The organism is Methanobrevibacter sp., from assembly GCA_022775905.1.
In the GTDB taxonomy this organism is placed as follows: Archaea; Methanobacteriota; Methanobacteria; order Methanobacteriales; family Methanobacteriaceae; genus Methanocatella.
This window is the reverse complement of the sequence record JALFJX010000036.1, coordinates 58,713-82,590: the sequence shown is the minus strand read 5'-3', so window position 1 is coordinate 82,590 and position 23,878 is coordinate 58,713. Positions and strand designations below refer to the sequence as shown.

The 23,878-nt window shown below is 30.9% G+C and carries 21 protein-coding genes; 12 read left to right on the top strand and 9 right to left on the bottom strand.

Annotation, left to right across the window (positions count from 1 at the left end; translation table 11 throughout):
• Window positions 1–278: 278 nt before the first annotated feature.
• Window positions 279–1,412: a site-specific integrase gene (locus tag MR875_09750; GenBank protein ID MCI6995120.1), complete on the bottom strand. Its 1,134-nt coding sequence runs from the start codon at window positions 1,410–1,412 to the stop codon at window positions 279–281.
• A 107-nt stretch (window positions 1,413–1,519) separates the two neighbouring features.
• On the opposite strand from MR875_09750, the gene MR875_09745 reads away from it, so the two are divergent.
• Window positions 1,520–1,864 (top strand): carboxymuconolactone decarboxylase family protein, encoded by a 345-nt coding sequence (locus MR875_09745; protein MCI6995119.1) that lies wholly within the window; start codon window positions 1,520–1,522, stop codon window positions 1,862–1,864.
• Between the two features lie 19 nt (window positions 1,865–1,883).
• On the opposite strand, the gene MR875_09740 is transcribed toward MR875_09745, so the two are convergent.
• A complete protein-coding gene (locus MR875_09740; protein ID MCI6995118.1) occupies window positions 1,884–2,816 on the bottom strand; it encodes a CPBP family intramembrane metalloprotease in 933 nt (310 codons plus the stop codon).
• 118 nt (window positions 2,817–2,934) lie between these two features.
• Between MR875_09740 and MR875_09735 the strand changes: the two genes are divergently transcribed.
• Together MR875_09735 and MR875_09730 are read left to right on the top strand one after the other, a co-directional pair.
• Window positions 2,935–3,684: an ABC transporter permease gene (locus MR875_09735; GenBank protein ID MCI6995117.1), complete on the top strand. Its 750-nt coding sequence runs from the start codon at window positions 2,935–2,937 to the stop codon at window positions 3,682–3,684.
• A 9-nt stretch (window positions 3,685–3,693) separates the two neighbouring features.
• The gene (locus tag MR875_09730; GenBank protein ID MCI6995116.1) at window positions 3,694–4,446 is read left to right on the top strand and encodes an ABC transporter ATP-binding protein; all 753 of its coding nucleotides are present in this window, start codon (window positions 3,694–3,696) and stop codon (window positions 4,444–4,446) included.
• A 57-nt stretch (window positions 4,447–4,503) separates the two neighbouring features.
• Here MR875_09730 and thiD read toward each other — a convergent pair whose 3' ends face one another.
• From thiD to proS, 3 genes are read right to left on the bottom strand one after another with little or no spacing between them, the layout of a single operon-like run.
• Window positions 4,504–5,238 carry a bifunctional hydroxymethylpyrimidine kinase/phosphomethylpyrimidine kinase gene (gene thiD, locus MR875_09725; GenBank protein ID MCI6995115.1) on the bottom strand — a complete coding sequence of 245 codons (735 nt, stop codon included), beginning with the start codon at window positions 5,236–5,238 and terminating at the stop codon, window positions 4,504–4,506.
• Window positions 5,239–5,241: 3 nt separating this feature from the next.
• Window positions 5,242–5,913: a 2-phospho-L-lactate guanylyltransferase gene (gene cofC, locus MR875_09720; protein MCI6995114.1), complete on the bottom strand. Its 672-nt coding sequence runs from the start codon at window positions 5,911–5,913 to the stop codon at window positions 5,242–5,244.
• 9 nt (window positions 5,914–5,922) lie between these two features.
• A complete protein-coding gene (gene proS / locus MR875_09715) occupies window positions 5,923–7,326 on the bottom strand; it encodes a proline--tRNA ligase (protein MCI6995113.1) in 1,404 nt (467 codons plus the stop codon).
• A 249-nt stretch (window positions 7,327–7,575) separates the two neighbouring features.
• Here proS and MR875_09710 point away from each other — a divergent pair, with 249 nt between their 5' ends.
• Genes MR875_09710 through MR875_09695 form a run of 4 tightly spaced genes read left to right on the top strand, consistent with a single transcriptional unit; the run spans window position 7,576 to window position 9,973 of the window.
• Window positions 7,576–8,619, top strand: coding sequence for an NAD(P)-dependent glycerol-1-phosphate dehydrogenase (locus MR875_09710; protein MCI6995112.1), 1,044 nt, complete (start codon window positions 7,576–7,578; stop codon window positions 8,617–8,619).
• Window positions 8,620–9,057, top strand: coding sequence for a UPF0179 family protein (locus MR875_09705; protein ID MCI6995111.1), 438 nt, complete (start codon window positions 8,620–8,622; stop codon window positions 9,055–9,057). It begins immediately after the preceding gene.
• The gene (gene rpiA, locus MR875_09700) at window positions 9,057–9,743 is read left to right on the top strand and encodes a ribose-5-phosphate isomerase RpiA (GenBank protein ID MCI6995110.1); all 687 of its coding nucleotides are present in this window, start codon (window positions 9,057–9,059) and stop codon (window positions 9,741–9,743) included. Before MR875_09705 ends, rpiA begins: the two co-directional genes overlap by 1 nt.
• An 8-nt stretch (window positions 9,744–9,751) precedes the next feature.
• Entirely contained in the window at window positions 9,752–9,973 is a 222-nt protein-coding gene (locus MR875_09695) for a hypothetical protein (protein ID MCI6995109.1), read from the top strand.
• 46 nt (window positions 9,974–10,019) lie between these two features.
• Here the strand turns inward: MR875_09695 and MR875_09690 are convergent, their stop codons facing one another.
• The gene (locus MR875_09690; GenBank protein MCI6995108.1) at window positions 10,020–13,001 is read right to left on the bottom strand and encodes a right-handed parallel beta-helix repeat-containing protein; all 2,982 of its coding nucleotides are present in this window, start codon (window positions 12,999–13,001) and stop codon (window positions 10,020–10,022) included.
• A 393-nt stretch (window positions 13,002–13,394) separates the two neighbouring features.
• Between MR875_09690 and MR875_09685 the strand changes: the two genes are divergently transcribed.
• Both MR875_09685 and MR875_09680 read left to right on the top strand, forming a co-directional pair.
• A complete protein-coding gene (locus MR875_09685) occupies window positions 13,395–15,122 on the top strand; it encodes a right-handed parallel beta-helix repeat-containing protein (protein ID MCI6995107.1) in 1,728 nt (575 codons plus the stop codon).
• Window positions 15,123–15,173: 51 nt separating this feature from the next.
• Window positions 15,174–15,578 carry a secondary thiamine-phosphate synthase enzyme YjbQ gene (locus MR875_09680; protein MCI6995106.1) on the top strand — a complete coding sequence of 135 codons (405 nt, stop codon included), beginning with the start codon at window positions 15,174–15,176 and terminating at the stop codon, window positions 15,576–15,578.
• A gap of 158 nt (window positions 15,579–15,736) precedes the next feature.
• On the opposite strand, the gene pheT is transcribed toward MR875_09680, so the two are convergent.
• Together pheT and MR875_09670 are read right to left on the bottom strand one after the other, a co-directional pair.
• Window positions 15,737–17,395, bottom strand: a complete 1,659-nt coding sequence (gene pheT, locus MR875_09675) for a phenylalanine--tRNA ligase subunit beta (GenBank protein ID MCI6995105.1) — start codon at window positions 17,393–17,395, stop codon at window positions 15,737–15,739.
• Window positions 17,396–17,417: 22 nt separating this feature from the next.
• Complete coding sequence (locus MR875_09670; GenBank protein MCI6995104.1) at window positions 17,418–17,774, bottom strand: hypothetical protein; 357 nt, start codon at window positions 17,772–17,774, stop codon at window positions 17,418–17,420.
• A gap of 206 nt (window positions 17,775–17,980) precedes the next feature.
• Between MR875_09670 and MR875_09665 the strand changes: the two genes are divergently transcribed.
• The 3 genes from MR875_09665 (at window position 17,981) to MR875_09655 (ending at window position 22,947) form a co-directional block, all read left to right on the top strand.
• Entirely contained in the window at window positions 17,981–20,692 is a 2,712-nt protein-coding gene (locus MR875_09665) for a valine--tRNA ligase (protein ID MCI6995103.1), read from the top strand.
• Window positions 20,693–20,931: 239 nt separating this feature from the next.
• Window positions 20,932–21,576, top strand: coding sequence for a stage II sporulation protein M (locus tag MR875_09660; protein ID MCI6995102.1), 645 nt, complete (start codon window positions 20,932–20,934; stop codon window positions 21,574–21,576).
• 741 nt (window positions 21,577–22,317) lie between these two features.
• Window positions 22,318–22,947: a hypothetical protein gene (locus tag MR875_09655; GenBank protein ID MCI6995101.1), complete on the top strand. Its 630-nt coding sequence runs from the start codon at window positions 22,318–22,320 to the stop codon at window positions 22,945–22,947.
• A 70-nt stretch (window positions 22,948–23,017) separates the two neighbouring features.
• Here MR875_09655 and MR875_09650 read toward each other — a convergent pair whose 3' ends face one another.
• Window positions 23,018–23,806: a PAS domain-containing protein gene (locus MR875_09650; GenBank protein MCI6995100.1), complete on the bottom strand. Its 789-nt coding sequence runs from the start codon at window positions 23,804–23,806 to the stop codon at window positions 23,018–23,020.
• Window positions 23,807–23,878: the final 72 nt, after the last annotated feature.

Below are 23,878 nucleotides of genomic sequence, written 5' to 3'. Positions count from 1 at the left end.
ACATCGTTCTTCAGCAGTTAACATCATTATCACCTTGTTTATTTAGAGTATATTATCAGTACTGTCAGCCATTAGCTATTCAGAACCTACTTTCTGGAACCCTTGCATATATATCGCAGTTCGAAAATAAAATCCAAATCCAAAAACGTTGCCGTTAATGTCAATTCCAGTTAGTTAAATTAATTGGCGAATGCAGGCCATTAGTTATATTTGGGCCGACATCGAGTATTATGAATGTTTGGTAATGGCATCCAACAGGGTCAAATGCCATCACAAGATTATTTTCCTATCTGTGCTTTAAGGAGTTCAAAATCCTTTTTCATCGATCGGATATCTCCCACTTCTCGCTTAAGGCCCTCCAGTTCAGTTTCCAATTTCTTTTTATCATTTTCCAGTTGCATGAACTCAGGAGACTTGATTGATAGCTTTTCAACATCCATATTGATTGTTACGGCAGGCAAATGCCTGATGTATTCATATTTCAACTCTTCAGGATTGGTCATGAAATAAACGGAATCAGTTACGTTTTTAGCCTTTCCCTGCAAATCGTTGACCTTGTCTATGCTCATGCCGTCGTTGTATAATGCGCTTGCATGGAATTTCCTCAGCATGTGGCTTCTGAATCTAGCATATTTTCCAACATTTCCAAGATTCAATGTATCGTTTATTTTTTGAAATGATCTTCCAAGATGTGTTGGGCTTACATCGAATAGGGGGCTGTCATTTTTAACTGAATCTGTGCGTGTTAAAATATATGCATTGATTGCATTTACTGCTTCTGGACTGCAATATGTGATATAATATTTGTTTGTTTTTTTCCTTCGGAGATTGAAGGTAGGCACGACATCATCCTTTTCGTTCAAGAAATCAATTACCTCAAAAATGTCCATTCTGCGCCTAGGTATATATTCTGATACTGCATCTATGTAATCCTGTATGGTTAAACTCAATGCTTCTGCTCTGGCACAACCGCTTGAACATGAAAACAGTATTATGGATTTCATCAATGGTGAAGATATTTTAAATGCTTCCCTTATCACTTCTTTGTCAGGCAAATCCTTATAGTAGATTGGCTGGGGTTTTCTCAAAGACTGTTGGGTAACTCTAGGCAATGATTGTATTTCAATGTCATAGAATTTGTAAAAGAATTTGATGCTCCAGATGTGTTTTTTCACAGTGCTTGCAGCATAATTCTGTAACAGGTGGTGTCTGAATTCAATCAGTTTAGCTCTTAAACGGCAATTTTTCCATCTTACATTGTTCTTTTCATCTTCTTCAGCTTCCATCAGAAGTTCCTCAAGTGACATGTCGAAATATTCACAGTACTTCCGAAGTGAAAGGTTATAGTTGTTCTGTGTCTGTTTTGAATGATTGCAACTTAAACACATATTCTTAATGAGCTCGTTATTCATGCTATCACCTATGTATTTTATTTTTTAAATATTGTTAGAGAGAGCATTTGAAAAGTAATATTTTTTTCGACAAAATCTATAAGTATGACAACTTTCATACTATCTATATGAAAGGTGAAGTATATTATGGAAAAGGAATCAGAGAACTTGAAGGCGAAAATCCAGATTTATATGAACTTGTAACTGATTTAAACGAAACTGTTTGGAATGGAAAAGTTTTAGACTATAAAACCCAAAAATTAATTGCAATTGGTATTACTGCTTCCCGTGCAGATCCTAGAGCTACTAAAAAACAAATTAGGAGTGCTATTGAAGTACTTGGAGTTACCAAAGAAGAAATTGTTGATGTTTTAAGAGTTGTTTTATTAACTTCAGGAATGCCTGCATTTTCCAAAGCACTTCAAATTTTAAACAGTGTTGTAGCAGCTATTGAAGAAGAAAAACAAGAATAATACTTCTTCTTCTCTTTTTTTAACTTATTGCTTGTAAAATCATCTTTATTATAAAGAATAATACAAAGCAAATCATTCCGGTATTTAAAAACACTGTTTTCAATGGATTTTTTAAATTTATTTCTGTTTTCTCACCATTGAATTTTGCTTTTTTATAATCCCAAATACTGCTTATTCCTATAAACAATGAGATAATTAGCATTGTAAAATAGGATATTACGAAAATTAAGGCAATTGGATTTATTGTACCGGTACTTAGACTGGATATGCTATTATTTAATGATAAACTTACAACAGAACCTATTAAGTTAATAATCATATGCAGTGCAATAGTATATGTTATTCTTCCAGTTTTAATGTAAACGTATCCTAAAAATCCCCCTATTAATGCAGAATAGAAAAATTGATTTAGATTACCATGAACTAATCCGAATATGACTGCAGATAGAATAATGGATACTTTAGCTCCGTAAACTATTGTTCTATCTATTAATAGTTTTCTAAAGAAAAATTCTTCAAAAATTGGTCCAATAATGCTTATCAACAGGAGATTTAACCATATATCTGTTGAATTAATTAAGTTTTGAATTGGGTTTGAAATGTCACTTTGGATAGCTCCACCAAGAATGGTGGTTATTATTGTTCCTGTAAGATTTCCAATCCACATCAATGTAATTGTAATACATAAGTATTTCAAAAATGTTTTGATGTTTATTTTATGGATTTCAGGTCTTGTTGATTTTATTTTATTCATTAAGTGTATTAAAATTGGTAATGGTAAAATATAATTGCAAATGGCTGAAATTACTGTTGATATGTTGATGTTGTTGATAATTTCTGGCTTTGTAGCTGCAATTATGTTTGCTATGATTATTGTAATGATTAATGAGGATATTATATAAATCAAGTAATTAAATCCTATTTTTGAGAAAAATTTTTTATTAGAATTCATTTTTATCAACATACTGTTATTTCTTTTTCATTGTTCTTATTTTTCATTTCTATTTAAAGTTTTTATATTATAATAGGTAATATTTAATATATAATATAAATTTTATATAAGTGATTTAATGTTTGATAATTATAAGAATAAATTCATTCCACTGATTTTACCAGCAGTTTTAATATTCTTCTGGTATCTTATAACTAATGCATTTGGTTTGTTTTCATCATATATCTTACCCGGACCACTTGATGTAGTTAATTCTGCATGGGTAGTTATTGAAAATGGTAAGTTATTGACAAATACTATCGATACATTGTTTAAAGTATTTGCTGGTTTGATATTGGCATCCATAGTAGCTATTCCTCTTGGAATTTTGCTTGGATGGTATAAAACCTTAGAAGATATTTGTACTTTTGTTATCAGTGTTTTAAGACCAATTCCACCAGTTGCATGGATTCCATTTTCCATCTTATGGTTCGGAATAGGAACTTTCCCGGCAGTATTCATTATTTTTATGGGTTGTGTTTTCCCTATTTTAGTATATACTATTGACGGCGTTAAAAGAACAGATAATGTTTTAGTTGAATCTGCTCAAACACTTGGTGCTAATGATTGGAATGTTTTAAAAAGAGTAGTATTGCCTTCTACTGTTCCATATATTGTTTCTGGTTTAAAAGTAGGTATTGGTATTGCTTTAATGTGTACCATTTCTGCAGAAATGATTGGATCAAGTAGTGGTTTAGGTTATATGATTTTAACTGCAACAAACCTTTTCGATACTGGTACTACTGTTGTCGGTATGATTGTTATCGGTTTGATTGGACTTGTATTTGACTTTGTATTCAGCAAAGCTCAAGATAGGATTTTCTGGTAGGTGTTTTGATTGTCAATTGAAGTTAAAAATATTTATAAAAAATTCGAAACTAAAAAATCAGAAAAATTGTCTGTTTTAGAAGATATTGATTTATCCATTGAAGATGGTGAATTAGTATGTCTATTGGGACCTTCTGGATGTGGTAAAACAACTCTTTTAAGGTTGATTGCCGGTCTTGACACTCCAAGTTCTGGTGAAATCGTTGCAAATGGTGATGTTGTTAAAAAACCATCCGGTGACAGGGCAGTTATTTTCCAACAATATTCATTGTTCCCATGGTTGACCGTTCTTGAGAATGTAACTTTCGGTTTGGAAATGACCAAAGCAGGTTCTAAAGAGGAAAATGTTGCTGCGGCTGAAAGATACTTGGCAAGTGTTGGTTTAATTGACTTTAAAGATAGCTATCCACATGAACTTTCTGGTGGTATGAAACAAAGGGTTGCAATTATTAGATCTTTGCTTAATCATTCACCCATCTTACTTATGGATGAGCCATTTTCTGCATTGGATATGCAAAATAGACATAGCCTTCAAGAACAGCTTATTGGTGTTTGGAAAAGATTCAACAGTACCATTGTTTTTGTAACTCACGATGTTGATGAAGCAGTCTATTTGGCGGATAAAATTGTTATATTAGACAAAAATCCGGGTAGAATTGCAAATATTGTTGAAGTAGATTTGGAAAGGCCAAGAAAAAGAGAATCTCAAGAATTCATTGCTCTTCAAGAATCTATTGTCAGTCAATTAAATATGGAAGAATAATTTAATTATTCTTTTACTTTTTTTATTTTAATTTTTAAAAAAATAAGTTTTAGGAAATTATATTTTAGCTATTAATGTACCATAATTCCCATTTTTTATGCCTTCATACACATAATCCAATGCTTTTGTGATGGATGTGTGAAGATTATTGTTTTTTGCAAGATATGCAACAATTGCGGAAGATAAATTACATCCAGTACCATGTAAATTGTCTGTTTCAATTAACTCTTGTTTTATGGTTGTAAGTTCACCGTCAATAGTAATAGTGTTTAATCCGTCTAAATGACCGCCAGTAATAATATTATTGCAGACAATCTTTTTTGAAGCTTCAATTGCATCTTCTTTTGTTTTTAGTTCCATATTGGTTAATTTTTCAGCTTCGGCAATATTTGGTGTAGTAAGTATTGAATGGGGAAGCAAATATTTGTTGAATGCATCAGCAATGTCCTCTTTGGTGAGGTCACCCCCTGATGTTGCAACCATTACTGGATCAACTACAGCTTTTAAATTATATTCCTTGATCTTTTTTGAAACCAATTCAATAATTTCCGGGGAGTATAGCATTCCTGTTTTGATGTATTCAACTTCATATGAATCCATAACAGAATCTATTTGCTCTTCAATATATTCTGGTGAAACAGGTGATGTTGAGAAGAATTTATATGGGTTTTGTGCTGTGAGTGCTGTAACGATTCCAGTTCCGTAAACACCAATTGCCTGAAATGTTTTTAAATCTGCATAGACACCTGCACCTGCTGACGGATCAACGCCCGCAATAGACATTACTATCATTTACTAGCCTCTTGTTACTTTTAAACGTTCACTTCCACGGAAAGGTTCTACTTTAACTTTAAGTTCCTTCAAGTATTTTCTAGTATGAGTATGCTCTCCGTGAATCATGATTTCACCTAAATCTTGGGCAGTGTTTACATCCAATGCCATAAAGAATGAATCATGAACTTGTGGGTTTAATTTTTTCCTCTCAGCAGCACTTACATGTTCTTTATAGCTGAATCCTTCAAATTTTGTGTGGATTGCCATAGGTTTCATGATAATCATATTGGTCCCACCACCTTTTGATGGAACAATAATGAAATCTAAGCTTTTTGAAGCTTCAATCAGCATTGAAACATTTGTTTTTCCAATTAAAGGAATGTCAGAAGGAACAATGATTACTTTTCTTGTTTTTCCTTTGCATTCTTTCATGGCTTGTTTCAATGCTTTGTTTAAGTTTGAGTCTTCATTTTCTAAGATGGTGTCTAATTTTAAGCTTTCAGCATATTTTAGAACATCTTCATCTCTACTAATAATGAATATTTTATCTACATGCTTTTTTAAAGTGTCAGTTACATCCTGAAGCATTACTTTTAAGAGTTTTTCCCTTTCTTCTTCGGATAAGAATGGGGAAAGCCTGGTTTTTGCATTTTTGAATTTGCTAACTGGAATTATTGCGTAGATATTATCCATTTTAATCACTTAGTATGTTTTAGCCATTAAAGCAATGTATTTTGCATCTCCTTTACCGGAGATACATTTTCCTTCAGATACTTCTTCTTGAATACCTAAGATGTCATATCCTGTTTCTTCTTCAATTTCTTTACCAACTGCTTCGTCTCCGCACCAGTAGAATTTGACAACATTACCTGATTCAACAAGTTCAGGAACTTCATCTAAGTTTTCTGTGAATTTAACGTGAGCTTCTTGGAATTCCCAAGCTGAAGTAGATAAGTTTTCTTCGGTTTTAGCTAATAAATCAATAACATTATCAGCAAGTGAGTCATCGAGTGCAATTTTGATTTTTTCTCCTTCATCTCTTCTCATAGCTACAGTAATATTGTTTTCTAAGTCTCTAGGTCCAAGTTCAAGTTTAACTGGAGTTCCTTTCAATTCCCAATCGTTGAATTTTTTACCAGGTCTGATGTCTCTGTCGTCAATATTGACTCTAAGGCCTGCAGCTTCTAATTGGGTTTTGATTTCACTACATTTTGCTAAAACTTCTTCTTTTCCTTTTTTAAATAAGATTGGAATTATTGTAACTTGGTTTGGTGATACTTTTGGTGGTAAACGTAAACCAGTTTCATCTCCGTGAATTCCAATTACAGAAGCAATTACTCTATCGGATACACCAGCACAGGTTTGATATACGAGTTTGTGCTGTCCGTCTTTGTCTTCAAAGGTTATGTCAAAGGTTTTTGCGAAAGTTTGACCCAAATTATGTATAGTACCAACTTGTAATGTTTTACCGTTAGGCATGATTACATCAAAAGCCATTGTGTAGTCTGCACCAGGGAATTTATCCCATTCTGGTCTTTTTGAAATCAAGTATGGAATTCCTAAATCATCAAAGAATTCTTTGTAAATTCCAATGAAGTCTTGGATTTGTTCATCGGATTCTTCTTTAGTTGCGTGAGCAGTATGTGCTTCTTTGAAGGTTGTAATTTCTCTTACACGAATTAATGGTCTTGTATGTTTAGTTTCGTATCTAAAGGTGTTTACAATTTGATAGTATTTGATTGGAAGATCCATGTGGGTTCTAATCCATAAAGCATACATTGGATAAATTGCAGTTTCACTTGTAGGTCTTAAAGCTAACTGTTCGTTTAATTCTTTTTGACCACCTTTGGTTACCCAGTATACTTCGTCTTCGAATCCTTTTACATGAATTCCTTCTTTTGCAAGTTCACTTTCAGGAACAAGCATTGGGAAGAGCACTTCTTCGTGATCTTTGTCTAATAATTTTTTAATAATGTTCATTGAGTGTTTTCTAATTTGAAAACCGTATGGCATCCAAATAGCCATTCCTTTAATAGGATATCTTGAATCAGTAATATTTGCATTTTCTAAAATATCATGAAACCATTCATCAAAATTTTCCACCATATCACCTAAAATAATTTTATAATATTAAATTATTTGTTTTTAATAAGTATTAAGTTTATTTAATTTTGATTAAATTCTTATGATGCTGTTCATTTTTTGAAAAACATTTTTTATATTTCTTATAAGTTATAACTTATAATTTATCTGTGATAAGAGGTGCATTTCAAGTGTAACTTTTTAGAATAAGAAAGTTATTTATAATTATTTTATACATATATAATATTGTATAATTTATTTTTAGGAGATATTATGACTAATAGGAAAATACAAATGCCTCGTGAAGTTTACATTGATCCGGGTATTGTACATGATACTGCCGATATTTGTAAGTCTTTGCATTTGGGTAATGATTTTTTAATAGTGACAGGTTCTCATACTTATGAAATTGGAGCAAAGCCGGTCATTGAAAGCTTAGAGAAAAATAATTTATCTTATGATGTAATTAAGGTTGATAATGCTTCTGAAGAATCAATTTCAGAAGTTGAAGAATTAATCACTCCAGAAACTACTGTTTTAGGTATTGGTGGAGGGAAGGTTATTGATGTAGCTAAATTATCTTCATTCAATCAAGGCGTATACTTTGTATCCATGCCAACAACAGCTTCACACGACGGTATTGTATCTCCTTTAGCATCAATAAAAAATCCAAATACATCAATATCTGCCACTGCACATTCTCCAATAGCAGTTATTGCGGATTCCGAGATTATTGCACAGTCACCATTCAGATTACTTGCAGCAGGCTGTGCTGATTTGATAGCTAACTTCACAGCTATTAAGGATTGGGAATTGGCTCATCGTTTAAAAAATGAATTATTCAGTGAATCTGCAGCAGCATTATCCATAATGTCTGCTCATTTGATTACTGATAATATTGCCAATATTAAGCCTAATCTAGAACCTAGTGCACGTATTGTAATGAAATCATTGTTCAGTGGTGGAATGGCTATCAGTATTGCAGGTTCATCACGCCCAGCAAGCGGATCTGAGCATCTGTTCTCACATGCTTTGGACAAGATTCTTGATAAGCCAGCATTGCATGGTGAACAATGTGGTATCGGTACAATAATGATGATGTATTTGCATGGTGGAGATTGGAGAGTTATTAAAAATGCATTGGAATCAGTTCAAGCTCCAACAACTGCTGCTGAAGTTGGTATCTCTGAAGAAGAAATTATTGATGCATTAGTTATGGCTAATAAACTTAGACCTGAAAGATACACTATTTTAGGTGATAATGGAATTTCTCGTGAAGCGGCCTATGAGCTTGCTTATAAAACTGAGGTGATTTAGATGATTACATTAATAGGTAAAGATTTGGCTAAAAAAGGTCAAGAATTTGTTTTTTTAGGTCCGGCTGATGAATGTGAAAAATGTAGATTTAAATCATCTTGCGTTGGAAACCTTGAAATTAACAGAAAGTATGTTGTTGTAAATGTTAAAGAAAATGAGCAAAAATGTCCAATACACTCTGGAGGAATTGTAGTTCCTGTAGAAATTGATAGGGCAAAAATTGAATTATTAACTACTTCCAAAAATATTTTTGAAGGATCAACATTCACATTCAATGCTGCTGACTGTGATGAAACATGTGAATTCCATGATTTATGTTTCCCTGACGGATTACATGAAAATGATAAATGCATTGTCTTGAATAATGAAGGTAAACATAAAGGTGAATGTAAAAAAGGATTTAAACTCAATAAACTTACTTTAGGATTTGTGATATAATGAAAGATACTAGTAGTAACAGTTCCAGTAAAAAGAACGCAGGTTACAAAGCTGCTGAATATGTGGAAGATGGAATGGTTTTAGGATTAGGAACCGGTTCAACAACTCACTTTTTCATTGAAAAAGTTGGTATGAGAATCAAAGAGGAAGGAATAAGTGTAAAAGGTATTCCAACTTCATTTCAATCATTATTAATTGCAAAACAATGGAACATTCCAATCACTACTTTGGAAGAAAATGACATTGACTTGTCTGTTGATGGAGCAGATGAAGTTGATGGTGAATTTAATTTAATCAAAGGTGGAGGAGCAGCTCACACCAAAGAAAAAATCGTTGACTATGCTGCTAAACAGTTCATTGTTATCGTAGATGAATCAAAAGTTGTCGAAGAGTTAGGAAATTTCCCAGTGCCTGTTGAAGTATTGCCTGATGCATCCCGTATGGTCATTAAAGAATTGGAAGATATGGGTGCTGAATGTGAAATCAGAATGGCACAAAGAAAAGATGGTCCTGTAATCACTGATAACGGTAATTTTGTCATTGATGCTAAATTTGATAAGATTGAATCTCCAAAACATTTGGAAATTGATATTAATACTATTCCAGGTGTAGTTGAAAACGGAATATTTACACAAATGGTTGATAAAGTCATCATCGGTACTGATGATGGTACTAAAGAATTGTAGGTGATTAAATGCCTTTCAGAGGTCAAATACCATTTGATTTAAAGGATATGGGTTACAAGATAGCTATCATTTTTGGAGCTTTAATTGTAATTTATGGTGTTTTATGGTTGCTTGCGGAGTTAAAATTAATTCCTGCAATTATATTTTTGATATTCCCACAAATAGTATTGATTTTAATTGGAATATGCATTATTTACTTCGCATATGATCGTAAAAAGAAATATTATTAATTTTTTTTAGAAAAAGAAAAAAATAGAGAGATTTTTAAAGTCTCTTCTATCTTTTTGTTGTTATGTATACTTTTTTACTGGTTGCACTATAGTATTTGCTTCCAGAGAATTTTATTGTTGCTGTGTATTTACCTCTTGTAGTTAATTTGGTAATTTTAAATGTAGCTTTACCTTTGGAATTGATATATGCTTTGTATGTTTTACCTTTAATTTTGAGATAAACTTTAGCTTTACTTACAACTTTTCCGTTGCTGTTTTTTAATGTAATAGTGTATGATTTAACTTTTGTTCTTACTTTGAAAGTCTTTTTGTAAGCAGTGATTTTAGTTGGTTGTTTAATGACTTTTAAAGTAGTGGTTTTAGTGATTGGTGCATAGTAATCATCACCAGCAAATTTTATAGTTGCTTTTTTAGATCCAGTAGTTGTAGCTTTTACTTTAAATGTAGCAACACCTTTGGAATTGGTGGTTGCAGTGTAAGTTTTGCCATTGAATGTAACTGTAACTTTTTTATTTGCTAAAACTTTTCCACTTACATCTTTAAGAGTAATACTGTATGAGTATCCTTTAACAATTGTAGTTAAGTAAATATTTTTATTGGATGCAGTAATGGATGTTTTAATTCTGTCATCTTTTACAGTAATGGTTTTATTTACAATGGTTTTTGCGTAATTATCATTACCAGCAAATGTGATTGTTGCGGTGTAAACACCTGTAGTTAATTTAGGAGAGATGAGTGCAGTACTATTTTCATCGGTTTTAGCGGTGAAGTTTACACCATTAATGGAAATAACTACATCTTGGTTAGCTAATTTTTCTCCATTTTGACCAATTAAAGTAAATGTTATATCATCTTTGTATCCAACAACATCATATGCATCAATAGTCACAGTTTCTTTGTCAGAGTAAGTTCTCATAACATCATCTACACTTTGATATTTGGTTTCAGCTCTTGCAATATAGGTTACAAATGTTGGTGGGTATGGTAAAAAGTCTAAATTGAATGAATTTGCACCAATGGTTATGTTTGAGTATCCTCCACCGAGTAAAATACCAATTCTACTTCCAGAAATTGAATTGTTGAAGATTACTTCATCTGCAGATCCATAAGCAGTAATTCCACTGATTTTACAGTTGGAAATAGTATTGTTGTATACAGTGTGTCCTTTAGAGTGCATGAGATAGATTCCTTCTTTTGCACCAGAGATTGTGTTATTGAATATAGTTACGTTAGGTCCGGTTCCGTGTCTTACATCAATACCGTGGTTTGTAGCATTGATTACTGTATTTTCAGCAATAATTCCGTTTGGAGAACCGAAGTTCATAATACCAGTTGTGTACACATCATGGATTGTGTTTTTAGTGATGATGCTGTTTTTACAGTATTGTTGGAAAATACCCCATGATGCACCAGTAACATCACAGCCAGTAATGGTTAAGTTAATATTTGATTCAGCATAGATTCCAGCGGTTTTGTATTCATTGGTCATTGCAGTGACTTTGGTTGTATCGTAGCTAGGATATTGTGCTTTGATGTTTAAATCACTCACGACAACATTAGTTGCGTTTAATACGTATAATACTGCATTGTATGCTACAGCGTATCCACCGTCTGCAGTAGTATTTTTAACTTTTTCAGCAACATTGCTTAAGTATTGTTCATTGTCTTTAAAGTTAATTCCAGTACAGCCAACTAAAGTAGCATTGTTACCTAAAATTTTGATGTTTTTATCGGTGTAGATTGAAATGTCATTGTAAACAGCGTTTGCAGTGAAGCTTAAAGTGTCACCATCAGTCATACCGTTAATTATTGTTTGAATTTCTTCATTGGTAGCTCCTTCAGGAACGACGTATTCAGTTCCGGTTTTTGCTAAAATATCATCATAGCTGATAGCAATATATTTAGGAGTTTCAATTCCAGTAAATGCAACATAATTGTCTACGGTATTTGAACTGTCAGAGTAAGTACCCATAATGTCTTCAGCACTTTGGTATTCAGATTTTGCTTCTGCAACATAGTATACGAATGTTGGTGGGTAAGGTAAGTTATCTAAAGCAAATGTATTTTCACCTACAGTGATGTTTGTGTATCCTCCACCGAGTAAAATACCAATTCTTGATTTTTGCATTTTGTTTCCACTTAATTTGACATTTGATGAACCATAACAGGTAATTGAACTGATGGTACAATTAATTAAAGTATTGTTTGCTGCAGTGTGTCCAGCAGAATGCATCAAGTAAATTCCTTCTTTTGAACCAATCACAGTATTGTTTATAACTTGAACATCTGGACCGGTTCCGTGTCTTACATCAATACCGTGGTTTGTAGCATTTATCACAGTATTGTTTGCTATGACAGTCCTTGCAGATCCAAAGTTTAAAAATCCGGTTGTTTCCTGATTTTTAATTGTGTTGTTGGTTACATGGCCATCAGCACAGGATTGGAAATATAATCCCCAGGAAGATCCGTATAAAACATTGTTTTTAAATGTTAAATTGTTTGAGTTCATTGCATATACTAATGCATTGGAATAAGTAGCAGCGCTGTTTGCACCGCCAGTTATTTTTAATCCGCTAATTACAACATTATCTGCTTTGACAACATATAATGTAGCAAAGTTTGCAATTGCATATCCTCCTTTGTCAGTATCATTATAGATAATATCGGGAGTGTTGTCTTTAGAAGGAGTGTCATATCCTACTAATTCTGCTCCATTACCGTTAATGGTAATGCTTTTGTTAACATATATACATATGTCATTATAGGTTCCAGTTTCGAAGTTAAGTATGTCACCATCATTCATACTATTAATTTCGTTCTGAATAGTTGCACTATCAGAACCTACAGTAATAGTATGTTGTGAATGTGTTTGATTAACATTACTGTCTCCTTCATTTAGGATAGTCATATCATTATTTTCTGGCACTGTGGGCATGTCAGTTGTATTTCCCTGAGCAAATGAAACACTTGAACATAAAAATACGATTAAAAATAAGGATATGGCTAAAATATAATGTTTTCTATCCATATTCATTCCTCTTATTAAAATTACTATATTGCTAAACTAATTAAATTTCATCGTTAAGCAATATAGTTCATATTGTATTTTTTATATTATTTAAATATTAGGATATTTTAATTTTATTTTCTTATAATAACGTAATTACTGTTTAATTTTAAAATTTAATTTTGTTATTTTTTTAATAAGGTTTATATATGTATTAAAAATAAATATTTAAGTATAAAATCAATATTACTATTAATACATATCATTTATTTTTCATTGAATAATTGAGTTAATTATGTATTAAATATTCATCAATAATAAAGTTATTTCATATTATGGTTTTTTACATGTAAATTGATTTACTTTAACTTTGATTAATTGGGTATTGATTTTAAAGTCATATCGGGAGATTGTATGAATAAATTAGTGAATATTTTATTCATATGCTTTATTGCCTTATGTGTTATTTCAGCGGTTAGTGCGGATGACACTCCAGATAATGCTACTGTCAGTTCACATTATCAAATAACATCTAATTTATCAAATACTGAAATTCAGACTATGTTTGATAGTGCAAATGATGGGGATGAATTTGAATTTATTGATGGGGAGTATAATGATATTTCTTTAGTTGTAGATAAGAAATTAAACATTATTTCTAAAAAGAATTCAAAAATATACACTTCAAATCAGCTAACTGACAAAGCTAAAACTTTGGGAATAAGCGATTCTTTCGGATTTTATTTCACATCCAACAGTTGTGGAAGTATCTTGTCAGGAATAACTATTATATCTAATAGTGATTATGGTATTGTCGTTGATTCATCTGATAATACAACAATAAAAAATGTTGTTGTTAAAAATGGAGAAAACGGTATTTTAGTTGAAAATGCTAATAATGTAAGTATATTGTCTAATGACATATCTAAAACAAGTGGTGATGGAATCCATTTGGAAAATGTCAAAAATTCAAATGTTGATAAGAATACTGTTTCTTATAATAAGAGATCAGGAATTCATCTTTCAAACATTTATTACTGTAATATAACTAACAATACTGTTCATCACAATGACTTTAATGGAATTTCATTGTTTAATAAGACAACTGGAAACATGATAAAGTACAATTTGGTTTATGAAAATCCTAATGGAATTTACATTGACTCAGAGTCAAGTTATGATGTAATCAATGCAAATACATTCACTAAAAATAGACGTCATACTGATTATGAATTAGGTGCTTTTGAATCAGGTAATGGATTATTGTTTGGGGCTAACTTTAAAACAGCAAAAGAAGGCAAAGATTCAAGATTACAAGTTAAATATAATGTTTTAACTCATAATGAAGGATATCAAGCTAAAAATAATCCTGATTTACCAGTATTCAAGCTTGGAGATAATTGGTTTGATTCAACTGATGATGCAAACACTTTTGTTTGTCCAATGCTTCTTGCAGGTATCATGAAGATGGGTACATTGTCCGTTAAAAACGGTATTGGTCTTCAGATGTATGATACTGCTGGAAATGAAGTTAAAGAATTTGGTACATTTGATACTAAAGTTAACATTAATGGAAATCAGTATACTGCAAAATTCGTAAACGGTAAAGCTACAATTGATGCAAATCTCGATCCGGATACTGAATATGAGGTTGAAGTAATGATTGGTGATAAACCGGTTAAATTTACATATAAAACAGCATCTGGTGAGAAAAATGATGGTTCTGATTCAACATCAACATCAACAAGTGGCAATCCTGGAAATTCAGGAACAAATCCTAATAATTCCGCAGATTCAACTGTAAATGGTGCTTCAAAAGGTAGTGGAAATTCAGAAAATGGGACTTCTAAAAGCGCTCATTTCGCAAATTCCGAAAATTCAGGAGTTTATGGAACAAACGCTTCTGGTAGTTATCAAGATTCATCTGATAATGGTAATCGTGCATTGACTAATGGTGATGTTAATGCAGGTGATTCCAGTGAGGGTGAACAATCCGAAGAAGGAAAAGCATATGAAATAGTTCCTCAAAGCAAAATTTCAAAAGAAATTACTGATACTTCAGGACTAGTTGTATTGAGTATTGTTTCCATCATGGGAATGATTATTTATGGATACTGGAGAAAACCTGAAATTGAAGATTAAATTCTCTTTTTCTTTTTTTATTTATTAACAAGTTCTAACAAACTATGATCAATGACTATCAAATTTAATTCTTTAAAAATTAATACCAATAAAAACTTTGAAATCATTGACATCACTGCCAAAATTAATGAAATAATTGATATTGATGATGGGATAATTTCTATTTTTTCAAAACATTCGACATCAGCTATTGTTGTTAATGAAAATGAGTCAGGATTACTGAATGATTTTGAATTCATGTTGAATAATCTGATTTCAGACAAATTCAGTTATGATCATGATAGGATTGATAACAATGCAAGGTCACATTTAATGTCATTTTTGCTATCATCAAGTGAGACACTACCTATTAAAAACGGAAAACTTGATTTGGGTACTTGGCAATCAGTATTTTTCATAGAACTAGATGGGCCAAGAAACAATAGGACAGTAACTTTGACAATGGTTGGTGAATAATTGAGGAAATTCACAATTATTTTAATATCTATTATAATTATCCTACTTATTTTGATATTAATTTTTAATAATTATGATGCTATGCCAAAAATAAGTAATTATTCTCAAATGGAAATACAAATGAGAAAATTATGGTATTAAAAAAAGAATTAAAGAATTTATTTGTTAATAAATTCTATTTCAAATGCAATTACTGGGTAATCTAAGGTAAAGTTTGTGATAACTTCAGGGGATACTTCACCAAAGAATCCTTTGATTGTACCTTTTTGAGCTTTACCTGTTACATCTGCTGCTCTTCCTTCAATGAAAGTTTTGTTTTCACTGTCTGTAATTTCCATTGTGTATCCGAGGTTGGATAATACAGTACTCATAATTGATTTGATTTCAGTGAAGTTAGCAGTTGAATGACAAACGAGTGCAGCTAATTTTTTAGAGGAAACAGTTTTGTTTTCTTTAGTTTCATCTAAATATAATACATCTCCGATTTCAAAGATTTTTTGAGGTAAATCTTCGTGTTTGTTGTCTTCCAAGAATTCCATAAGTGAGTTAATCAAGCTGGTTCTAATCATGGTTCTGTCAATTGTGATAGGTCTTGCAACTTGAACATGAGGTTTTTCTTCTTGATTCATTTTTTCGTAATGTGCTTCTTCATTGGTAAGCATTAAACTCATTACTTCCTGGAATCCCATTGCAATCATTACTTCACGAATTGTTGCTTCTGCCTTAAACCAGTTGTTTTCATAAGCTACTGTGTTAATGTCTGGAAGTTCAGCAACTACATCGTTTATGTGGTATTGTACCGCAATGTTTTCAACAATATCCACTTCGTGCAATATGTCTACACGGTATGAAGGAATAATTGCTTTTACTTCATTTTCATTTATAATTTCAGCATCAAAACGTGCTTTTAATAATAATTCTTTAATGTCTTCTGCAGTTAAGTTGGTTCCACCAATTAATTCATTTGCAGTATCTACATGAACATTCATTTCCTGTGGAGTTAAGTCAGGAGTAATGATAGTTTTATCTTCATATCTAATTTCCATGGATTTTATTTGTCCACCAACTTCTGCAAATGATGAGCAGATGATGTTTAATGTTTGATTAACTGCTTTTTCGTCAGTACCAGTTACATCAACAATGATATTATGCACGTCTTCTTTGATTTTGGTCAATTCTCCGTTAATGATTGGAGGCATAGATAATACATTATCGTCTTTATCAAGAATTAATGGATATTTCTCGAAATCTTGGATTAAATGAGCATAATCTTTACCTTTATCATGTTCTGTTAAAACTTCTTCTGGAGTCATTGCAATGTCTTTTTCGAGTGGAACAAATGCATTTGCATCTTTTGGAGTTGCAATGTATTTGATAGGACTATTTACTACATCAGCATTGTGAATACCGATAGCAACTTTTTTCCTGTCTCTTCCAATAACCCAGTGAAGGTTTTCTTGGAAATCCATAATATATTTGAGTTTGTCTCCTGAAAAATCAACGTTATCGATTTTAGCAAAAGCAATATATGGTCTAATTGCTGCAACATCTTCATCTACGGTAACATATTCGCCAGATTCTTCAACTTTATAGTCTGGAAAACCTACTTCTTGACCAATGAATCCTTTAAATGATCTGGCTACTCCTTCAACAGATAAATTGTCCGGTCTGTTAGGGAAGAATTCTACTTTGATTTCTTCATCATCAAAGTCTTCAATATCACTAGACATCATTGGTAATGTGTCAATTAGTTCATCTTTTTCCATATCTATTCCTAAATCTTTTAAATCTTGATATTTGAATGTTATAACTGGCATTTAATAACTCCATTAATTAGTTTTATAATCCATAGATTAACATAAAGAATAATGACTCAACAACAAAGTGAAGAGCTCTATGTTCTAATTCTTCCATATTGCGTATGAATACTGTATGGGATACATCAATTACAAAATGAATTAAGGCTGCTAATATTCCAATAGTGGGGTTTAAGAAAACTATTGATAAAATGATAAAATGAAATACGGCTTCCATTGATTCATGTATTACCCAAGTTTGCCATGCAGAATGTGTTGATTGTTGAATAAAAACACCTAATAATATATAAAAGTTATTTAAAACTTTCCACATGAGAGTAGTGTGCAATACATCGCTTATAGCCAATACAATAGCAACATAAAACCATATCATTTGCATTTTTTCACAGTCCTTTTTAGATTGATAATATTAATATTTTAGTTTTATTATATAATATAGTTAACTATTACTTGTTAAAATCGGTTTATTTTAACTATTTATCTACTTTTTTTATTAAATTCGCCTTATTTTATGAAAGTTTTTTAAATAATAAACTACATAATTAATAATATTATTATTATCTAATATTTATTAGGAGAAAATATATGTCAAACGAAGAAATTCCTAAAGACTATGATTTTAAAAAAGAGAAGTTTTGGGAGAAAAAATGGGAAGATGAAGACATCTACAAATATATTGGAGATGGATCTCGTCCTAGATACATAATTGATACTCCCCCACCATACCCAACAGGACTTATACACTTAGGTCATGTTTTAAATTGGGTTTATATTGATATGAATGCAAGATACAGAAGATTAAAAGGTCATGATGTATTATTCCCACAAGGATGGGACTGCCACGGTCTTCCAACTGAAGTAAAAGTTGAAGAAACTTATGGAATCAAGAAAAATGATGTTTCTAGGGCTCAGTTCAGAGAATATTGTGTTGATTTAACCACTAAAAACATTGCTAGCATGAAATCTCAAATGAAAGCAATGGGTTTCTCACAAGACTGGAACCGTGAATTCATTACCATGACTCCGGAATACAGAAGAAGGACCCAATACTCTTTCTTGAAAATGTATGAAGAAGGATTAATCTATCAAGGTATCCACCCTGTAAACTGGTGTCCTCGTTGTGAAACAGCTATTGCTTTTGCAGAAGTTGAATACAGTGACAATACCACATTCTTGAACTATGTTAACTTCCCCCCTGCTGTAGAAGACTCATATGATGATATTGTATCTTCACAAGCATCAGGAAAACAAGCAGACCCTAAAGATGAAGGTATTTTAATTGCAACTACCAGGCCGGAATTAATGGCTGCTTGTGTGGCTGTTGTAATTCACCCGGAAGATGAAAGATACACTCATCTTTTAGGTAAATATGTGGAAGTACCATTATCACATCAAAAAGTAAAAATCATTGCAGATGAAGAAGTAGATCCTGAATTCGGTACAGGTGCAGTAATGATTTGTACATTTGGGGACAAAACTGACGTAAGTTGGGTAAACAAATATGACTTAGAAATCATTGACATTATGGATGAAACTGGTAAGTTAACCGAAGCAGCAGGAAGATATGCTGGAATGGACTTACCAAGTGCTAAAAAACAAACCATAGATGACTTGGATGCTGAAGGTTACTTATTAAAACAAGAACAAGTAGATCAAAATGTTGGTCAATGTTGGAGATGTAAAACTCCTATTGAGATTCTTGTTAAAAAACAATGGTTCGTAGCTGTAAGAGAATTAATCAAAAAGACTAAAGATGCAGCAGAAGAAATGAACTGGGTACCAGAACACATGAAATCCCGTATGGTAAACTGGGCGGATTCCATGGAATGGGACTGGTGTATTTCAAGACAAAGAATTTTTGCAACCCCAATTCCAGTATGGTACTGTAAAGACTGTGGAAAAGTCATGTTGCCTGATGCAGAAGATTTACCAATTGATCCAACTCAAGATAAACCTAAACATGCATGTGAATGCGGATGCGAAGAGTTTATTGGAGAAGAAGATGTTCTTGATACATGGATGGATTCATCCATTTCACCGTTATCCATTGCAGGATGGCCTGATGAAGACTACATTAATCACTTCCCAGCAGATATTCGTCCACAAGGACATGATATCATCCGTACATGGGCGTTCTACACAACACTTAGATGCTTAGCTCTCACTGGTCAAAAACCATTTTCAGATATTGTAATCAATGGTATGGTATTCGGTGAAGACGGATACAAAATGAGTAAATCCAGAGGAAACGTAATTGGTCCTGAAGAAGTTATTGAACAATACGGTGCAGATGCACTCAGAACATGGGCTGCAAACAGTGTACCTGGTTCAGATGTAGCATTTGACTGGAAAGAAATCAAACATGGATACCGTTTCTTAAGAAAATTCTGGAATGCATTCAGATTTATCAGCATGCAAATCTTTGATGAAGAAGTATCATACGATGAAGTTAAAGATAACTTAGGACCATTGGACTTATGGATTTTATCCAAACTCAACAACTTAAACAAGACTGTTGATGCTGCATTTGCTGAATACAACTATGCAAATACAATCAGTTCAATTGAAAAATTCTTCTGGCATGATTTCTGTGATGAGTATATTGAAGCTGTAAAATACAGATTATACAATGATGTATCAGATGAATCAAGAAGAGCAGCAAAATACACATTAAGATGTGTAATTGAAACATCCTTAAAATTACTTGCTCCTATCGTTCCGTTCTTTGTAGAAGAAGTATACCAATACTTCGATGATCAGTCAATTCATACAACTTCATGGCCTGAAATAAATGAAGAGTTAATTAATGAAGATGTGGAAAACAAAGGAGAAACTACAGTTGAATTAATCGATGAAGTAAGAAGATTCAAATCAGCATCTAAAATTCCATTAAATGCAGAACTTGCAGAAGTTAATGTATACACTTCTGATAAAGAATTAGTTGATGTATTTAATCAATTTGGTGAAGATATTGAAGGTACTTTAAAAATCAATAATTTAGAAATCAGTTCTGGAAAACCTGATGTACATGAAAAAATCATCGAAGTTGAACCGGATATGTCTCAAATTGGACCTAAATTCAAAGGAGATGCTGGTAAAATTATCGGTTATTTAAAATCTACTGATATTGAAGAAATCGCTAATGTCTTAGATGAATCTCATGAACTCACCATCGGTGATATTGTAGTTCCTGAAGATATGTTAAATATCAAAAAGGAGATTGTTGGTGCATCCGGTAAGAAGGTTGACATCTTACAATCTGAAAACTTAGATATGATTGTTGAAGTAATTAGATAGATTACTTCTCATATTTTTTCTTTTTTTATACTTGACCTTTTCATTTATTTTAAAATATTTTTTTCAAAACTTTTCTATTTGATTAATTTCATATAATGTGATAGTTGAAATAAGTATGTTTTATAAGGTTATTTTTTGAAATTTGAATATATACAATATATAAAAATATCCAATATATTATTCAACAAAAATTTTAATTACTTTTAATGAGATATATCCACTTAATTAGGGGTAATTAAATGAATAGATATTTGTTGATTATTAAGAATGAAGTTAAAGAAGCATTATCTGAAAGCAAAAATTTAATATTTTTGTTATTTGTTATTTTTATTGCATCCGTTGTGCTTGGTATAATATTCCATGATGCAATTTATGATTCAATTTCTCCAGTTATAGATAATATGGTGGAACTGGGAGGATCTGATAATTTAACAATTTCTTTGATGCTTAATAATATTCGTGCTAATTTATTGACCTATTTTTTATCAATATTATTTGCATTTATGGCATTTTTCTCCATTATTTTTAATGGATTAATTATTGGTGTTGTTGGGGGTACAATTACTGCAAATGATCCATCTAATTGGATTATGTTCTTAGCTTTGATATTACCTCATGGAATTTTTGAAATTCCTTCATTGGTTTTTTCATCAGCAGGAGGGATTTTTTTATTCAAATTTATATTCAATACTTTCAAAACATTGTTTAAGAATAATAATACAACTCTAAAAGAGAGTTTTCTAGATTCATGGGATAAGAACAAGAGTATACTTAAACATTCACTTGTATTGCTGATTTTATCTTTGGTGTTGATGGTCATTGCAGGTATTATTGAAGGAAATTTTACATTAATGTTTGGTGAATGGATCCAATCTTTTTTCTAAATTCTATTGTCTATGTTATACAATAGAATTTTAAAAATATTTTTATTCTTCTTTATTTTGTCATTACACTAATTTAGATTATGCATTAATTTAAATAGTTTTAATTTTTTATTAAATTTTTATTTATTCTAAATTTAGATTGTATTTATTAAAATAAGCTATTTTGATTATTTATGAAAAAAATTATATTGTAAACTATATTTTTCATTTTAATTAATTTCATGTTGAACTTTATTCCTTTATTTTGGGGCTTAATTTTTATTTAAGTGTTTGAATTTGCTTATACTGTAATATTTTTTTGATATTATTTTTCAATGTTTATTTTATGATGTAAATATCTTTAAAATTGGGGATTGGTTTTAAATTTGCCTTTATTTAATTTTAATCTGGTTTTAAATTATGTTATTGTACATAACATTTGTTATATTTAGATTATAATTTAATATTTTGAATATTTATTATATAAATAATTATTTTTATATTGATTTATTGTGGTTTTATTCAATAATTATTTTTTTATCTTTTCTATGTTTTCATAATTATTTTTATTTTAGTGATTTGTTTAATGTTTAAGATATTTTTTCTTTATAATTTAATTATTATTTTATTATTTTTAAACAGTTTCATATAAATTTTTAATATTTTTATTTAACTGTTTTAGAAATTTTTCATATGATTTATATATGGTGAAAATGATATGTAAAACTGATAAATTATTTAATAAAAAGGAGGTATGTGGCTTTGAATAATAAATTGTTAGTATTATTGGCATTATTTGTGGTTATTTTTTCAATTGCAAATGTTTCTGCGGCAGATGATGCTGTAGATGTTATTAATAGTACTAATGATGCATTATTAAGTGCTGATGTTGGGCATTCTAATGATTTGTCTGATGTAAATGATGATGTTGCAGTCAACACTTTAAATGATGATCAAGAAATCAAAGCAGATAATATATCTTCAAATATTTCATCTAAATCTCAACCTTTAAGTGTATCAAATGTTGATAGTGATGAAAAGGTTAGTTTAGGTGTGGATGAAAATGATGCTGTTCTTGGCGAAGGTGAACTATATAATTATGTTGACTTGCAAGCATTAATTGATGCAGCTCCTGAAAATGGGATCATAAATTTGGATAATGACTATGTTTACAATCCTGATCGTGATTCTGATTTACAACATGGAATTAAAATTAATAAAACAGTTACTATTAATGGTAATGGTTTTGCTATTGATGCTCAAGGTGATGTAAATGAAGCACGTATTTTTAACATAACTGCTAGTCATGTTACTTTAAGATCATATATTAATAATTTTGGGTTTTTCTTAGTGAGATGGAGCATTTTTATGGTATTGTCAGAAATAGTATAATAATCGTTTTCATAATTAATTACAAAACCGCTGATGTTGAAGTAATAGTTAATTGATGAATTTAAATCGTTTAGTATTCTGTATTTTTTTGGGTTTTAAGTTCTTCAGTAACATCATATAAAATTGCAACTGTTTTTATAAGTTCATTATTATCATCAAATATTTTCTTTATATCAATTTTTATGGATTTAATTTTATTTGTATCTGTTAATATAGAAAATATTTCTTCGTATGCTTTTTTAGGATTGTCTCTTAAAAATTGTTTGAGTTCTTCAAGTTTTTCTCTTTCTTCTGGAACTACAATATCAAAAATTATATTATGTGTTTTATCTGATGAATGGGGTTCTCTTTCAAGAATTTCATAGATTCCATCACTCCAACTGTGAATTCCATTGTTGAATCTTGTACCGATTGCAATCTTTTTTGTTTTTTGAATATATGATGAAGATTTATTCAAACTACTTAATTCTGTAATTTTAATTTGGGCAGTATAATCTTCTGCTAAAACAGACAAATAACCAGCATCTGTATATTGAATATTCAATTTAAGAGCATATTTTAATTCATTATTGTCATAATAATAAAAATAGACTGTATCCTTTTGTTTTGTTTCATAAACATTTTTAACAATAGAACATATATTTTTGCTCATTGTTGGATAAATCAGTTTAATTGATCTTCCAATAAACTTTTCGGATGTAGTATTATAGTATTTAGCAAATTCCGGACTCATATATTGGAAAATAAAATTAGTATTGTTTTCATGAGGTATTAAAATAGCGATTTTAATACTTTTGTGTTCCTTAATTAATGAATTTTCGAATGTTTCTATTTTGTATGGTTCATCTTCGAAATTCAAATTGAATTCTTCTGTTCCATAAATGAAAAACTATTGTTCTTTTTATCATAACTCACTGACATAAAATCTTAC